At 51.7% G+C, this 15,097-nt stretch carries 15 protein-coding genes; 7 read left to right on the plus strand and 8 right to left on the minus strand.

What is annotated here, in order from left to right:
• The 5 genes from AC6ESO_RS19235 to AC6ESO_RS19255 all read right to left on the minus strand — a co-directional run bounded on the left by AC6ESO_RS19235 (position 1) and on the right by AC6ESO_RS19255 (position 4,861).
• Positions 1-870 (minus strand): carbohydrate ABC transporter permease, encoded by an 870-nt coding sequence (locus AC6ESO_RS19235; RefSeq protein WP_497092762.1) that lies wholly within the window; start codon positions 868-870, stop codon positions 1-3.
• 23 nt (positions 871-893) lie between these two features.
• Positions 894-1,592, minus strand: a complete 699-nt coding sequence (locus AC6ESO_RS19240; RefSeq protein ID WP_497092763.1) for an N-acetylmuramoyl-L-alanine amidase family protein — start codon at positions 1,590-1,592, stop codon at positions 894-896.
• A 135-nt stretch (positions 1,593-1,727) separates the two neighbouring features.
• Positions 1,728-3,539, minus strand: a complete 1,812-nt coding sequence (locus tag AC6ESO_RS19245) for a sensor histidine kinase (RefSeq protein ID WP_497092764.1) — start codon at positions 3,537-3,539, stop codon at positions 1,728-1,730.
• Positions 3,536-4,219, minus strand: coding sequence for a response regulator transcription factor (locus tag AC6ESO_RS19250; protein WP_497092765.1), 684 nt, complete (start codon positions 4,217-4,219; stop codon positions 3,536-3,538). The genes AC6ESO_RS19245 and AC6ESO_RS19250 overlap by 4 nt, the downstream gene beginning before the upstream one ends.
• Before the next feature lie 162 nt (positions 4,220-4,381).
• Positions 4,382-4,861 (minus strand): DinB family protein, encoded by a 480-nt coding sequence (locus AC6ESO_RS19255; protein ID WP_497092766.1) that lies wholly within the window; start codon positions 4,859-4,861, stop codon positions 4,382-4,384.
• 133 nt (positions 4,862-4,994) lie between these two features.
• Between AC6ESO_RS19255 and AC6ESO_RS19260 the strand changes: the two genes are divergently transcribed.
• Together AC6ESO_RS19260 and AC6ESO_RS19265 are read left to right on the plus strand one after the other, a co-directional pair.
• Positions 4,995-5,345, plus strand: coding sequence for an EamA family transporter (locus AC6ESO_RS19260; RefSeq protein ID WP_497092767.1), 351 nt, complete (start codon positions 4,995-4,997; stop codon positions 5,343-5,345).
• A gap of 32 nt (positions 5,346-5,377) precedes the next feature.
• Positions 5,378-5,845 carry an EamA family transporter gene (locus AC6ESO_RS19265; protein ID WP_497092768.1) on the plus strand — a complete coding sequence of 156 codons (468 nt, stop codon included), beginning with the start codon at positions 5,378-5,380 and terminating at the stop codon, positions 5,843-5,845.
• A 21-nt stretch (positions 5,846-5,866) separates the two neighbouring features.
• Here AC6ESO_RS19265 and AC6ESO_RS19270 read toward each other — a convergent pair whose 3' ends face one another.
• Together AC6ESO_RS19270 and AC6ESO_RS19275 are read right to left on the minus strand one after the other, a co-directional pair.
• A complete protein-coding gene (locus AC6ESO_RS19270; protein ID WP_497092769.1) occupies positions 5,867-6,736 on the minus strand; it encodes an aminoglycoside 6-adenylyltransferase in 870 nt (289 codons plus the stop codon).
• A gap of 14 nt (positions 6,737-6,750) precedes the next feature.
• Positions 6,751-7,686 carry a 5'-nucleotidase gene (locus AC6ESO_RS19275; protein WP_497092770.1) on the minus strand — a complete coding sequence of 312 codons (936 nt, stop codon included), beginning with the start codon at positions 7,684-7,686 and terminating at the stop codon, positions 6,751-6,753.
• A 160-nt stretch (positions 7,687-7,846) separates the two neighbouring features.
• On the opposite strand from AC6ESO_RS19275, the gene AC6ESO_RS19280 reads away from it, so the two are divergent.
• Both AC6ESO_RS19280 and AC6ESO_RS19285 read left to right on the plus strand, forming a co-directional pair.
• Positions 7,847-8,395: a chromate transporter gene (locus tag AC6ESO_RS19280; protein ID WP_497092771.1), complete on the plus strand. Its 549-nt coding sequence runs from the start codon at positions 7,847-7,849 to the stop codon at positions 8,393-8,395.
• 140 nt (positions 8,396-8,535) lie between these two features.
• Positions 8,536-9,459: a GH25 family lysozyme gene (locus tag AC6ESO_RS19285; protein WP_497092772.1), complete on the plus strand. Its 924-nt coding sequence runs from the start codon at positions 8,536-8,538 to the stop codon at positions 9,457-9,459.
• Between the two features lie 644 nt (positions 9,460-10,103).
• On the opposite strand, the gene AC6ESO_RS19290 is transcribed toward AC6ESO_RS19285, so the two are convergent.
• Positions 10,104-11,054 carry an NADP-dependent oxidoreductase gene (locus tag AC6ESO_RS19290; RefSeq protein ID WP_497092773.1) on the minus strand — a complete coding sequence of 317 codons (951 nt, stop codon included), beginning with the start codon at positions 11,052-11,054 and terminating at the stop codon, positions 10,104-10,106.
• Between the two features lie 159 nt (positions 11,055-11,213).
• Here AC6ESO_RS19290 and AC6ESO_RS19295 point away from each other — a divergent pair, with 159 nt between their 5' ends.
• From AC6ESO_RS19295 to AC6ESO_RS19305, 3 genes are all read left to right on the plus strand, one after another.
• A complete protein-coding gene (locus AC6ESO_RS19295) occupies positions 11,214-12,095 on the plus strand; it encodes a LysR family transcriptional regulator (protein ID WP_497092774.1) in 882 nt (293 codons plus the stop codon).
• Positions 12,096-12,157: 62 nt separating this feature from the next.
• Complete coding sequence (locus AC6ESO_RS19300; protein ID WP_497092775.1) at positions 12,158-12,379, plus strand: H-type small acid-soluble spore protein; 222 nt, start codon at positions 12,158-12,160, stop codon at positions 12,377-12,379.
• 304 nt (positions 12,380-12,683) lie between these two features.
• Positions 12,684-15,080 (plus strand): family 43 glycosylhydrolase, encoded by a 2,397-nt coding sequence (locus AC6ESO_RS19305; protein WP_497092776.1) that lies wholly within the window; start codon positions 12,684-12,686, stop codon positions 15,078-15,080.
• Positions 15,081-15,097: the final 17 nt, after the last annotated feature.

Here is a 15,097-nt window from a genome sequence, read left to right on the forward strand (position 1 = left end):
TCAGTCTAAGAAATGAGTAAAGCGGCGCTCCAAGGCGAACATTCCCGATACCAGTACAAGCAGGCAAACCACCATCAATGCAGCGGCGGACGTCAGCTTCTGAATATCGAGAGACAAAAACATGTTGTTCATGTAATGCTGCAGCATATAAATGCTGTCGTGCGGATAATCGCCCGCGATTAGATAGGTTTCCCTGAAGATCCGAAACGAGCTGATAAGCCCCATCAAGATGACGAAAAACAGAGTTGGCGTTAAATAGATAAGCGTAATGCGGCTAAACTTATGGATAGCGCCCGCTCCTTCAAGCTCAGCTGTCTCGTAATAATCCCGAGGGATACTCTGCAGGCCGGCCAAAAACAAGATAATATTGTACCCGATGTTTTTCCAAGCATAGACGACGGAGATCACGCCTCTGGCCCACTCCGACTTCATCCAATCGATTCGGGCGATGCTCCATCCATGCAGCCAGCTATTCACCGCTCCGTTCCAATCGAATAGTAATTGCCAAATCAGGACAACGGATGCGACGGGCACGACAAGCGGCAGGACGTATGCAGTTCTGAGCCAATTGCGGAAGTAAATGCTTTGATTCAACAGCAACGCCAGCAACAACGATATAGCGATGGTGATGGGAACGCTGACCGCAGTAAACAGAAACGTGTTTTTGGCTGCTTTCAAGAAGGAATCGCTTGCCAGCAGCTCCTTGTAATTGGCGAAACCGACGAATGAACCGCCAGTCGTTCGATCCCTAAAAGAGTAATAAAAGCCCATCATAAAAGGAATCAAGTAAAAAACCATAAATCCCAGTGCACTGGGGGCAAGAAACCAGATGGCAACGAAGCTGTGCCGCCTCATGACTTTACGAAACATGGCCGTGATCTCTCCTCCGCCCATTAACGCAGACTTTCGATTACGCCATTAGCAATGGCAGTCGATACTTGCTCTTGAAACGACTCGGTCTTCATTCTCGTTTCTTCGTTCTTATTCGAAATGTAGCCGAGCTCTAGCAGAACAGCCGGCTTCGCGTTCTCGCGAATCACGTGGTAATCGCCGAACTGTATGCCTCTATCCTTCGTAGGCATGTCCTTCTTGAATAACTGGTCATGAATGGTCTGGGCGATTTTCCGATCTTGCGGCTTGTTGTAGTAAGTTGTCATCCCGTGCACATCGCTGGTCTGAAAAGCGTCGAAGTGAATGCTAATGAACAAGTCCGCATTCTGCGCATCCGCTACCTCGGTTCTCCCTTTCAGCGAGATCGTCGAATCGGCATCGCGCGTCATGACAACAGTCGCGCCTTGCTGGATTAATTTCCGTCTCACATTTAACGCCGTAAGGAGCGTAACATCTTTCTCGTAAGTTCCCGCGCCGCCAATGGAACCGACATCCTTGCCGCCATGGCCGGGATCGAGAACGATCGTTTTTCCTTTCAAAGGCAAATTTGAAACGTTACTGGACTGAGTGGTCTTTGGTTTACCCGCACCAGCACCGCCCGATTTCGATTTCGTTGCTCCTTCTGATTTAATTTGGAAGAAACTTGTAGACAAGATGACTCCGACAACGGCTATGGCTGCATATTTAGTGGTTGTTTTCATGATTAGATCGTACTTGAAGGCGATAAAGACAGCATGGAGCAGAAATAAAGATGAAATAAAGATTGATGGCGAACAAAAAACCGCTTGTCAGAGAGGCGACGAGCGCCTTCTTGACAAGCGGTTAAGATAGAACGACTAACGGTTCTTATTCAAGCTGAAGTAAAACATAACGCCATCCTTCGTATTTCGCGCGCCGTATTCGACCCCGTGCAGCTCCAATATTTTTTTGGAGATGGCGAGTCCCAGCCCGGTGCCGCCATCGGCTCGCTGCCTTGACGTATCTCCCCGGTAGAAGCGATCCCAGACTTTATCCAGCTGATCCTCCGGAATATGGGCGCCTTTGTTTTCGACGCAGACGACGATTCGATTCGTCTCCTCGATCATGGAGACAATGATTTCATGCTTCTCCGGCGTGTAGCGGACCGCGTTCGTCATGAAATTCGTGATCACTTGCTCGATCCGATGCTGGTTGGCTACAACTAGTGCGGGAACCACCCGAATGCTTAGCCGCAATTGTTTTGCCGCCATCCCCGGCGCTAATTGGTCGCAGATCGATTCGACCGACCTATCGATAGAGAATACGTCTTGCAGCATCTTATAAGTGCCGGACTCGTACTTCGCCAGCTCAAGCATATCTACGATGAGATGGTCCATCTTGTCGACTTCGTTCTCCATCGCTTCGAAGTAATGATCCTTCTTATGCGCGGCCACGCCGTCCTTAAGAATCGAGATGCAGCTCTTCATGACGCTAAGCGGCGTCTTGAGCTCGTGGGAAACGCCTGAGATAAACTCTTTCCTCGTGTTCTCCAGCTGTTTCTCTCTCTCGATGTCTTCTTGCAGCTTCCCGATGTAGGAATGCAGCGTAGCGGATAATTGATTGATGTTACGCGACAGGTCGCCTATTTCATCCTTTGACCGAACAGGAATCGTTTCTGAGAAATCCAGATTTGCGATCTTCTTCGTCGTCTGATTGATGCGCAGCAATGGCCTTGCGATTTTCATGGAAAAGTACAGCGACGCAATCAAAATAAGCACAATCACGAACGCGATGATGTAGACATAGTAGTCCTTCATCATTTGAACGGCCTCGTCTACCGGCTGCAGCGATGCCATGGCGAAGATATAGTTTGTCGTACCGTTGACGTAATGAACCGGCTGGATGAACAGTTTGTACTTCACGTTATTTTGCTCGTAATCCTGGATGAGAAGCGCATCCGTGAGCTGCATGTCATCGAATAGCAGCTTCGCTTGAAAGGCATTGATTTGTTCCAGGAAGAGCTTGTTGGAATAGATAAAGTCCGACGAGCCCCCGCCTTTAGGAAACCGTACGTCCGTGACGACGCCGAATAGATTCACGAAAGACGATTTATCCGGGGCCATCGGTTTCCTTTTTTCTTCAAATTTATATCTCTCGCCGCTCCCGAATACTTTGCGCTTGAACGGCTCGTTGGCATACAACACTTCCCCGGACGGATGCTGCAGCACAATCGGCGTGAGCACGGAATGACTCTTTATTCCCGTAATCATCAGTTGAACGCCGGTTGTAATCAACGCTTGTCCCGAAGCGGCTTCCTCCATGCTGATGAGCTGATAGAGAGGGACTTTAATGCGCTCCTTCTCCTCCTCTTTCGTCAAAGCCTTAAGCATTCTGAGCTCGAGGTAGAAGTCATTTACATGCTTTAAGTTACCGTCGTGATCCAGGCTTGTAATGGTTACATTGTTCGTCCTGTAAAAATCCTGCTCCAGCGATTGAATGGCAAGCGAATTGCCTCGCGCATCGATATAGGACGTCTTGAAAGCCGCTAATTTCGCTTGCAAGTCGCTCACTTTCCGGTTTGCGTAATATTCTTTGAAAAAGATCGTTTGGCCGATATAAATGACTGCTAGGATAAGCATGCACAAGGTTGTCGTCAGAATGAACAATTTCAATACAATTCCGGTTCTCATGCCCCGGCCTCGAACTTATAGCCTGTGCGTACAATCGTCACAATCATGGAGGCCTTATCCCCAAGCTTCGTGCGCAAATTTCGGATATGCGTATTCACTGTACGATCGTCCCCAACATACTCATAGCCCCATATTTTTGTAATCAGCTGCTCGCGCGTAATGACATTTCCCTGATTAAGCATGAGGTAGGCGAGGATTTCAAACTCGGTATGCGTGAAATTGACTCTTGCATCGTGGATCGTAACGGTTCGCGACGGAAAGTGGACCTTAATGCCGTTTATCGTCAAGGAATCCTCCGACTGCGCCGACTTGCCGACCTTGCTGCGGCTTTCAAGCAAACGCTTCGCCCTTGCGAGCAAGACGGGCGGGCTGTACGGTTTTGTCACATAGTCGTCGGCGCCGAGCTCAAATCCAAGCAGCGTGTCATCCTCATCGACCCGGGCAGTCAGCATAATAATCGGGACGTCGGATTGCTTGCGAATCCTGCGGCAAACCGACCACCCATCTAATTCGGGCAGCATAATGTCGAGTACGACGAGATCCACTTCATGCTCCTGAAACGACTTCAGCGCAGCCTTCCCGTCGGCCGCCTCAAGCACCTTATAGCCTTCGTTTAGAAAGTAGTCTTTGCTGATCTCGCGCAATATGTCCTCATCTTCGACGATCAATATGGTTTTCATTTCCGGCTCCCGTTTCGCGATATTCTAGGATCAGTTTAACGGCAATCAATGAAGAACAGATGCAGATGATGTAAAGATGAGATGAATTTCATGCATATAAAAAAACCACATGGAGGAAACAAACACTCCCATGTGGTCTTACTATTCCCAATAAATGGCGTTTTAGCTTCGAGCGAGCAGCGTTTTATATACTTTAATCATGCTCATATGCATGCCTTCATGGTAGAGATTCAGGCTTAGAAACTCTTCCGGCGATGAAAGTGTGATCCCCATCGAAGTCGTATAGGGCTTCGGGACCTTCTCCTCCAAGCGATGCGAGATGGCCTCCTGGATGCGCTCCACCTGGCTGCCAAGCAGCTGCTTCAATTCATCAAGCGTAGGCAGCGCATCTCCTTCCGCCCAATTAAGCGGCGAAGTGCCGAATTCGAACCATTCCTTAAACCCTTCGGGCCGCTGAAGCGGAAGCTCCAGGTATTGAAAAGCAAACCGTTCCTGCACGACGAAGATATGTCCCAGCTGCCAGCGAATCGAATTACGGAATCCGTCCGGTATCCGGTCTGCCGACTCTTCCGTAACGCCTTCCAATAGCTTCAATGTCTGATCTCGCACAAATTTGAGCTGCGTGAATAAGAACTGATCCATGGTCGCTTTCACTCCAATCGATTGACTATGTGTTCCACTATATCATGTTCTCTGACATAGAGGGCAGGGAAATAACCGCGCGAGGGCGAATTATTCTGCCTACTACCAATAATCGGAAAAGGGCGGTTCACTCATGCTAAGCACAGCTTTTCTACTCGTACTTGGCTCCGGATTTCTGCACTCCGTATGGAATTTATTTACGAAACGCAGCCTCGATAAAAATGTATTCCTCTGGTTATGCCAGCTCGTTGGACTTGTGCTGATGGTGCCCTGGGGAATAGCACTATGGGATGGCTCGCACCTAAGCGCCAATGGTTGGTGGATCATTGCGGCAGCCGCTGCCCTTCACGGTTTATATACCATCTTGCTGGCAGCCGCTTACTCCGTCGGTGACTTGTCCCAGGTGTATCCCATCATGCGAGGAACCAGCCCCTTGCTGGTCCCGCTGATCGGTTCGGCGTCACTTTGCTCAACGAACAGCTGACCTTGGCTGGGTATCTGGGCGTAGTGTGCATCGTGATCGGAATTGTTGCGCTCAGCAACATCAAATCGGGCGGCGTGGGCACTTCGATGCGCGCGCCACTGCTCGCTCTGGCAGTTGGGCTCTGCATCGCCAGCTATATCATTGTAGATAAACTCGCGCTAGATTACGTGCCCGCCATCGTGCTGAACACGTTGACAACGGCAGGCAATCTGCTCGCATTGACCCCAGCCGTTATCCGCTCTAAGGGCATGAAACGAGAGCTCCGCCGGAATGGCAAAATCATGCTGCTATGCGGTGTTATCGCGCCCGGCGGTTATTTGATTTTCTTATATGCGCTGTCGCTTGGCCCTGTCTCGCTGCTAGCGCCAATGCGCGAAATCGGCACCGTGTTCGGCACGCTGATGGGCATTCTGATCCTCCACGAGAAACAGGGCAAGCAGCGGATCTGGTCTTCCGTGTTGATCACTTGCGGTGTTATCGTGCTTGGCCTGTGGGGCTAAGATTGCCTCGGGCCGATTGAATCAGAACTGCTGCGCGTCCGGCTCAATCTGCTGAATCCTCTGCATATAGGCGATTACCCTGCGATCCCGCGCGTGAGGGTAATCGTAGCCCAGCTTCTCACCGAGCTCGGTTGCAAGCTTGCGGAACAAATCCGTCATCGCGAAGAGCGCCCGCCAATTGTCCTCCCGGCTCGCACCCGCATAGGTCTGTTCCAGCTCGGACCATGTCTGCTCGTCCAAGTAACGCTTGAACCATCGCCCATGCTTCCCCGGATTCACATTCCAATCCTGATTCACCCCGATATGCCATTCGATCATCGGCATGAACATGTCGAAACGGATGACACTGTCCAGCATGTACTTGGCATAGAACAACTCATCTCGCCACAAGCTCTTCGCCACATACGTGATATCCCACCAAAATGCGTTCACCCGCGAATGATAGTCTTCACGGGAAGGTTTATCGGTTATAAAACCGGTATGCTGCGGCTGCTTCATGCTGGCTGTCAGGCCGTCTTTATCAAGCAGTACGCGGTAGCCGATATCGAGTTCTTCCGGCAGCAGCGGCATGCTCATCATCTCCTGCAGTTGCTCCACGGGGTATACTTGAAAATCGATCCGTACGCCATCCTCGAATAGCACCAGCCGCGTTATCGAGCGCTCATGATCTTCCCGATAATCCGTCATGATCCCGCCGAACTGCGTAATCCACGCATCACTCCCGCGAAACGGAGTAACGTCCGTTACCACCAGCTCGATGTCATAGTCCGACAGCAGATCGACCGGCGCATTCGGGTTCGTACGCGAGCTCGTCATCATAACGGCCCGAATCATGCTGTGCTTCTGCGTCCACTCTACCAGCCTGCCGAGGATTTCCTCCATATTGCGCATGGGTTGCAAACTCCTTATCGTTTCGTTGTTGTATTCGTGATGCCAAAAGGCACATGCACCGAAGGCACGCTGCGCGCGACACCTTCGATATGGCCTACCTGATCGTCGAAGAAGATATGGGGCTTGAAGATACCCAGCACCCGTCCTTTATCGATACCGCCTAGAAAGAAAGCCTCGTCGACGCGAATATCCTGCTTCCGCAGCGTCGTGATGACCCGTTCATGCGCCGGCGCATTGCGGGCGGTCGCTATGGCGACACGGATCTTCGGCTTATAGGCCGGATTAAGCAGCTTCTTCTCGCTTTCGCGTTTCTGCAGCTTGGCAATTTCGCCGAAGAAACGGAAGAGCGGTCCACCCGGCAGCGGCTCGCCTGCTTTGCTCCTCTCATGATCGTGAAACGAATGCAGCGCGCCGCCCCGCTGAAATACGGTCTCCGCCGAGTCATCGGCGATGATACCGTCAAAGTCGAAGGCGATCCGCAGCTCTTCATCTTCATCATCGTCCACGTAATCGGTTGGATAGATGCAACCAGCGGGATAGCCGTGCTCGACGGCTTCTTTCACATCTTCCGGGTTTCCGGAGAGGAAGAGCGACGCGTTGAAGGCTTCCATGTACAGGAACGGATTGTTCCCTGTAACGAAGACGGCCCGGCTAATCGGCAGCTGATAATGCTCGATCGACTTGAATACGCGAAGTCCGGTATCGGGATCATTGCGCGAGAGCAGCACCACTTCCACGAGCTGTTCCTCGTCGGAAGCATGGATGCGCAGCAATCGTTTGATCAGCGGAAAGGCGACGCCTGTCGCCAAGATATTATTCTCGTTCTCGCGCTGGAACTTGCGATACTCGTCCTCTCCTCGTTCGCGGAAGACGCGATCCGATTCTTCGAGGTCGAATAAGGCGCTGGAGGCAACGGCGATGACGAATTTATTTTCGATGGGATAGGGCATGGGGTGGGACCTCCTTATACCTTATTGGCCGTAACGGTGTCCCCTCCATCTTACCAAGCCGCCCGAATATCCGTACAGCGCAATATAACATTGTATCCCAGCGCGCCTGATGTTTATAATTAGTCCATTGAAGATCTAGAGAAGAAAGGACGGATCAGCCATGTGGAGTGAGCTGTGGAGATTGTTTATTTCGTTCGGCAGAGCGACGATGCTGGGCTATGGAGGCGGACCGTCCATCATCCCGCTGTACGAGAACGAGGTTGTGAGCCGCATGAAATGGATGACGACGGAGGACTTCGGCCATGCGCTTGCGTTCGGTAACTCCCTGCCGGGACCGATTGCGACGAAGCTAGCCGCTTATATCGGGTTCAAAGTAGCCGGCTGGGCCGGCGCTACGGTAGCCCTCGCCGCCGTTGTGCTGCCAACGGCTTTGCTGATGATCGTGCTCGTCGGCGTCATGTCGAAGCTGCAAAATAATTCGATCATCAAAGGGATGATCCGCGGCATCCAGCCCGTCATCTTCGTCATGATGGCGATGCTGGCATATGATTTTGCCAAATATGCGATGAAGACGACGCCGGGCGTGATTACCTTCATCCCCTTCCTGCTCGCAGTTGCTTTCTTCATCATGGTGTACTACTTGAACCTGAATGCGGTTTGGGGCATCATTGGCGCGCTTGCGATCGGGGCATTGTTCTTGCGGGGCTAGTACGGTATTGGACTAATGAACATCCCGGGCTGTGGGCGGCTCAGGGATGTTTTTCCGTATTTAGGCAGGATGATCAATCCAAATGCCTCTCATCCTCATAAGCTAGTACGACTACATCTACTAGAATGGAGCTGAATGTGATGCAAGCCAAGAGCCCAAGCAATGTGAAAGCCATTGATGTATCGCATCATCAAGGCGTCATCGATTGGAAGAAGGTTCATGCGACCGGGGTACTAGCTGCTTTCATAAAGGCGTCCGAAGGGACTTCGTTTCAAGACGATAAATTCTCAACGAACGCTACTGCAGCAGCTGCAGCCGGCATTAAGACGGGATTCTACCACTACGTGCATCCCGAGTCGAATGACGCCAAATCGGAGGCAGCTCATTTTGCCAATACGATCAAAGGTTTCAAATCGGATTTTCCTCATGTGCTCGACGTGGAGGGAGATGCGGGCCAAGTGCCCATTTCCAAGCTTACGCAGTGGTGCGTGGACTGGTTGACAGAAGTTAACCGGCTGACAGGCCATCCAACCATGCTCTACACCGGGGCGAGCTTCGCCAAAACCAATCTGACTCAGCCGCTTGGCCAATGGCCGCTGTGGGTCGCTCACTACGACGTGGACCAACCGATGGATAACCCGACCTGGAGCGAGTGGGCCGTATTCCAATATTCCGACGATGGCAGTGTCGATGGAATCGGCGGCAACGTCGTGGACTTGGATGCGATGGAGCAGGCATTTTATAACCTCTACGCCAATCCGGGCCAGCCTCAGCCGCAAAGTCCGGAAGATACGATCAAAATCGTGGTGAACGATAAATTAGCTGCTTACGGCCGCATCGTCGATAGCAGTACCTATATGCCGCTGCGGCAGCTCGGCGAGTCGCTGGGCGTACCGGTTTATTGGGATTCCGAAACCTCAACCCCTTACGTGAATGGAAAGCCGGTCACGAACTACCTGCTGTTCGACAACAGAACGTACATCGCCGTTCGTTCTTCAGCCGAGCTGCTTGGTGCCAAAGTTTCGTGGGATGGTGTGAACAAGAAGGTTTACATCTATAAGTAACCGGTGGCGGCGCGGTGACGGTGCGGTGGCGGTGCGCTAATGAACCGTACGGGTCTTATTCGGGGCAAAAACAGCTTTAAATTATTCTAACGAACCGTGGAGACGCTATTTGGGGAAATTCAAACTAAATAGGGCATTTAAGCACCGAATAAGACCCGTGAGGTTCGTTAGAATTTCTAGAGCAGCTTTTTAAATGTAATAGCGCCTGTAGGGTTCGTTAGAATTTCTAGACAGCCTTATTGCTGCAAATTCCATCTCCTACCGCATCTAGAACTGAAAATGTTGCATGAAATGCAGCATCTGGCCGTCCAAACCGTCTCGTGCGGCTAATGCTGCACATTCTGCAACCATGCAATGGGAATTGGCTGTTTCTAGGGCATCTCGAGCTGATAAAGTTGCAGAACCCGCAACTTTATCGCTCAAGAGGCCCTTTTTCTTCGGAAATGATGCACTACATGCAGCATTTACTATATATGACCGAGTTACCTTACTTGCTGCCACTTGCCACTTGCCGCTTGCCGCTTACACTACATCACATCCCACGTCGCATAGATAGCACGGGTATGAAAAACAAAACCGCCCATGGGCGGTTTTTGCTCCAAAGTGAAGCTGGTAATTGTGCCACCTTTGCAGGCTGCAGCACCCTAATCCGCTACATGCAGAACAATTCGCCCACGGCCATGGCCGGATTGGCACTGGTCCTGCGCTTTGGCAGCTTCCGCGAGTGGAAAGCGTGCGCCGACATGCGTCTTAACCATGCCCTGCGCCATAAGCGCAGCGATTGTATCCAGCGAATCTGCCGCGGGCAGCTTGTTCGAGAAAACAGCTTGGAAGCCGCGTTCCTGCGCACGCTCCGGCGATGGCTGGCTCACCAGAGAAATCAGCCGGCCGCCCGGCTTCAGCATATCGAACGATCGGTTTTGCGTCTCGCCACCTACCGTATCGAGCACCAAATCAACATCAGCCGCCGCATCCTCGAACCGCGCCTGCTTGTAGTCCACGACAACGTCTGCGCCTAGCGAGGCTGCATAATCGACGTTGTCCGTGCCGCAGGTACCGATCACTTCGGCGCCTTTCCATTTGGCTAACTGCACGGCGAACAAACCGACCCCGCCGGCAGCGCCGTGAATCAGCACGCGCTCCCCTGCCTTAAGCCCGCCGACCTCAAACAGCGCTGACCAAGCGGTCGTAGCACCGCCGGAGATCGTAGCCGCCTCATCGAAGGAGATTTCATCGGGTTTTGCTGCTAAGAATTCCGCTGATGCGAGGGCATATTCCGCATAGGACCCGTGCGTCGTTCTTCCGAATACAGCCTGTCCCTTCGCAAACGAAGTCACTCCCGCACCAACTTCCTCCACGATCCCCGCCAGTGAAGATCCCGGTGTATAAGGAAAGGTGAGCGGCCTGAACTTCTTAAACATGCCTTCCCTTACTTTCCACTCGATCGGCAGCACGCCTGCGGCATGAACGCGTACAAGCACTTCTCCTTCACCTGGCTGCGGGCGCGAAATTTCTTCAAGCTGCAGCTCCTCTGAACCGCCATATTGGTGAACGCGTATCGCCTTTATTGTCTGCTCACTAAAGCCATTACTCATTCTTAAAAACCCCTTTCACTACAACTCAATAGGACAACGAGTTCAATCTTTACGCTCTACTTCTTTCTCCAGTTTATCCACTCAAGCTAATAATGTATAATACATATTAAATTATGTATTCATAATATAAACATTATGAATGATTGGAGCAAAATGAGCATGGAACTGCTGCAGCTGCACTATTTCCAAAAAGTCGCCCGACTTGAACATATGACGAAAGCCGCGCAGGAGCTGCACATCGCGCAGCCCGCGCTTAGCCAAAGCATCGCCCGGCTGGAGGAGGATCTCGGCGTCCCGCTTTTCCACCGTCAAGGCCGGCAAATTCGGCTGAACAGCTACGGTCAAGCTTTTCTAGCTAAAGTAGATATCGCCCTGCATGCCCTCGATGAGGGCAGACGTGAAATTCATGATATGAGCGGTACCGAGCGCGGGCATCTTCACATCGCAACCACGACGCTGGCTCGTTTCTCCGAGATGATTCGCGCCTTTATGGAGCTGTATCCGGAGATCAATCTGCGCATCACCCAGGTATCGGCGGAAGAAGCGATCCCGCTGATCGAGGCGGGCGAGATCGATTTCTGCTACACGACACCACCGATCGATAAACCCGGCATCGGCAGTGTTCCGCTGCTGCGTGAGGAGATTTTCATCGCGGTTCCTCCCCATCACCGACTTGCCGGCCTCCCTCAGATCAACCTCAGCGAAATCGCAGACGAGCCATTCATCGGCATGAAAGAAGGTACGCGCCTGCGCACTATGATGGATCAGTTCTTCCGCTCTCGCGGCATGAAGCCTAACATCGTTTGCGAAGTGGATGAACCTGCAGCACTGCGGAGCTTCGTCGGTGCAGGTCTTGGGATCGCTCTGTTATCTGCCTGCAAGAAGGAAGAGGCCTCTCCTCTCGTCCTGCTGCCGATTAATGATCCCAACTGTCGCAGGACCATTCAGCTTGCCTGGCTGAAGAAGCGTTACCTCTCGCAAGCGGCGCACTCGTTTAGGGAGTATGTCACGAACTATTTTGCAAAAGATGCCAAAAGCTGAATAGTCTCACCGCCCTTCGCGAACAATGTAACTGACATTCACAGCCAAGGGGGCCGCACCGTATGAACGCGCAGCGCGCACAAGAAATCGCCGAATCCTCTACCATGGTCGAGGTAACGTGCAACGGAGTTCCAATCTATATTCAGCATGTCGATACCGACAATAATACCGCGCGGATTTATCCGCTTAATCAACCGGATAACGAAGAGACAGTGTCGCTGAACAGCTTAACTGAGCGCTCTCCATTCCAATCCGACGGCATTCAGATGCATTGTCCAGACTGATCGTTCGTCATGTACGGAAGGCTATCCTCATGGGTTCATGAGTATGGCCTTCTTTTGCGTGCTGCCGAATATTTAAGGAGTCGTTTTCAAAAATTACGGAGTTGCTCCTCTTAAAATCGGATGATAGATTTACATTAACGTGAATGATTATCGTTACTGTCAAGCGCTAACAGTAGCGAAATCACAACGTTGATGCAGGTAAAACCTCTCACTTTCTTTTCTTTGTTCGGCTTTGCAGATGTTTATGTAACCGCTTTCAATAATTCGGATTCTATCCTATTCTCGCACGAGAGGAAGATTTGGTTTGAGAAAAACAATGACTCTATTATTTGCTGTTTGGATGGCTTTGTCGCTCGCTGTGGCCAGCGTTTCAGCCTCCCCCACAACTGATTTCAACAATCCCGTTAACAGCATCGGGGCTGACCCGTGGATGTACTATCATGACAACGACGGCTACTATTATTTCACACGTACGAACGGGGACAATTTGACCATTTGGCGATCCCGAACCATGACCGGCATCGATAGCGGCGAGCAGAAAGTCGTATGGACGCCGCCAAGCGGCACGATCGATATCTGGGCACCTGAGATTCACTATATCGGAGGCAAATGGTACATCTACTACACCGCAAATACCGGCTGCGGCGATTCCTGCCGAGGCGTGTACGTTGTAGAAAACACGTCGGCCGACCCTTTCGCAGGTTCATGGACGAGCAAAGGGAAAGTCGCGGGTTCCGGCTCGGGATTGGATGGCAGCGTATTCGAGAATGGCGGGACACTCTATTTCCTCTATGCCGGCTATGATTCCAACTGGTCCAGCATCTACATTGCCGCTATGAGCAACCCTTGGACACTCTCCACCTCGCTGACCAAAATCGCAACGCGCGATCAAAGCTGGGAGAGCGATCTGGTCGAAGGACCGGAAGTGATTAAGCGCAATGGCAAAATCTTTATCTCCTACTCTACTTTCCCCTGCTGGTCGGACGATTATCGGCTTGGCATGCTAACGGCATCCGATACCGCTAACCTGTTAAGCACCTCTTCCTGGACAAAATCAACCGGGCCAGTGTTTCAATCCTCCCCGGCGAACACTGTGTACGGAACCGGCCACAATAGTTTTACGAAATCGAAGGATGGCACGCAAGATTGGCTCGTTTATCATGCCAATACAGGCACAGGTCAAGGCTGCGGCCCTCGTCCAACCCGTGTACAGCAATTTACGTGGAATGCGAATGGCACGCCAAATTTGGGAGTACCGACATCACCAACATCACCGGTCTCGGTACCTGCCGGTGAATTCCGAATTGAAGCCGAACATGCAACCTTAAATAATGCGCTGATCAACACAAAGGCAGGCGCTTCCCACGGAGCAGTCGTCGGATATATCGATTACAGCGACAGCTATGTGCTATTCAAGGATATCAATGCACCGGCAACAGGCCACTACAAAATTCATGTGAGATACACGAATGGCTCCGGCGCAGCTTCAACGCACAATGTATCGGTTAACGGAAGCACGCCTTTTCCCATCAGTTACAGCAACATCGGCTGGGAGACTTACGGCGACAGCGTATTCGAGACACAGCTGAAGAAAGGGTATCAGAACACGATTAAATTTACAAAAGGAGATAATTACGCAGAGATCGACAGCATCGAGCTGGAGTGGGTTGGCGTATCCTACAACGATAATTTCAATGATGGCAATGCCAATGGGTGGACGACTTACGATGGCACATGGAGTGTAAGCAGCGGCGCTTACGGCGTTAATTCCGGCGCTGGATACAAAGCGGTTGCGAATGGCACCAACTTGTCCGACTTCGTCTATGAGGGCGATGTGAAGATCACGAGCGGCAGCGATGCCGGACTGCTCTTCCGGGTATCGGAACCAGCGGTAGGAGGCGATTCGCTTAAAGGTTATTATGCGGCGCTTAATACGAACAACACGGTCGTGCTTGGCAAATTCAACAACAGCTGGACGTATTTAACCAGCGTCTCCTTCACCGTTACGCCGGGAACAACTTACCATATGAAGGTTGTCGCGAGCGGGACAAGCATCAAGATTTACGTCGCCAATATGGATACGCCGGTCGTCACCTTTACCGACAGCTCCTACGCATCAGGCGGAATCGGACTGCGCACATTCAACTCGGCCGTGTCGTTCGACAACCTCGTTGCAACGCCGGTGTTCGCCGATAGCTTCAGCGACGGCAACCCTGACGGCTGGGCGACTTACGGAGGGGGCTGGGGAATTAGCAGCGGAGCCTATACCGTCAACGCCGGCAGCGGTTATAAATCGGTCTTCACTTCCTCGTCGTTTAGCAACGTCTTGTACGAAGGCGATGTTCGCATTACTTCCGGAGGAGGCGATGCCGGCCTGCTCTTCCGCGTATCCGATCCAGCAGCCGGAGCCGACAGCTTGAAGGGCTACTACGCTGCGATTAATACGAGCGGTTCTGTCATACTCGGCAAGTTCAACAACAATTGGACCTACATTACCGGAACCGGCATGACGATCACCACCGGAACAACCTATCATCTGAAAGTCATCGCCGAAGGCACAAGAATTCGCATCTATGTCAACGATATGGCAACGCCCAAAATCGATGTAACCGACGCCTCCTTCACATCAGGCAGCCTCGGTGCTCGCGTATCCGGACCTGCAGCAGCTTTCGATAACTTCTACGCGGAATCAAGAGCATAAATAAGCAATTAGAAGGA

This window comes from Paenibacillus rhizoryzae (assembly GCF_059686995.1).

Coding starts and splice junctions, on each gene's coding strand:
- AC6ESO_RS19235 (WP_497092762.1), bottom strand. CDS start 870: ATGTTTCGTAAAGTCATGAGGCGGCACAGCTTCGTTGCCATCTGGTTT.
- AC6ESO_RS19240 (WP_497092763.1), bottom strand. CDS start 1,592: ATGAAAACAACCACTAAATATGCAGCCATAGCCGTTGTCGGAGTCATC.
- AC6ESO_RS19245 (WP_497092764.1), bottom strand. CDS start 3,539: ATGAGAACCGGAATTGTATTGAAATTGTTCATTCTGACGACAACCTTG.
- AC6ESO_RS19250 (WP_497092765.1), bottom strand. CDS start 4,219: ATGAAAACCATATTGATCGTCGAAGATGAGGACATATTGCGCGAGATC.
- AC6ESO_RS19255 (WP_497092766.1), bottom strand. CDS start 4,861: ATGGATCAGTTCTTATTCACGCAGCTCAAATTTGTGCGAGATCAGACA.
- AC6ESO_RS19260 (WP_497092767.1), top strand. CDS start 4,995: ATGCTAAGCACAGCTTTTCTACTCGTACTTGGCTCCGGATTTCTGCAC.
- AC6ESO_RS19270 (WP_497092769.1), bottom strand. CDS start 6,736: ATGCGCAATATGGAGGAAATCCTCGGCAGGCTGGTAGAGTGGACGCAG.
- AC6ESO_RS19275 (WP_497092770.1), bottom strand. CDS start 7,686: ATGCCCTATCCCATCGAAAATAAATTCGTCATCGCCGTTGCCTCCAGC.
- AC6ESO_RS19280 (WP_497092771.1), top strand. CDS start 7,847: ATGTGGAGTGAGCTGTGGAGATTGTTTATTTCGTTCGGCAGAGCGACG.
- AC6ESO_RS19285 (WP_497092772.1), top strand. CDS start 8,536: ATGCAAGCCAAGAGCCCAAGCAATGTGAAAGCCATTGATGTATCGCAT.
- AC6ESO_RS19290 (WP_497092773.1), bottom strand. CDS start 11,054: ATGAGTAATGGCTTTAGTGAGCAGACAATAAAGGCGATACGCGTTCAC.
- AC6ESO_RS19295 (WP_497092774.1), top strand. CDS start 11,214: ATGGAACTGCTGCAGCTGCACTATTTCCAAAAAGTCGCCCGACTTGAA.
- AC6ESO_RS19300 (WP_497092775.1), top strand. CDS start 12,158: ATGAACGCGCAGCGCGCACAAGAAATCGCCGAATCCTCTACCATGGTC.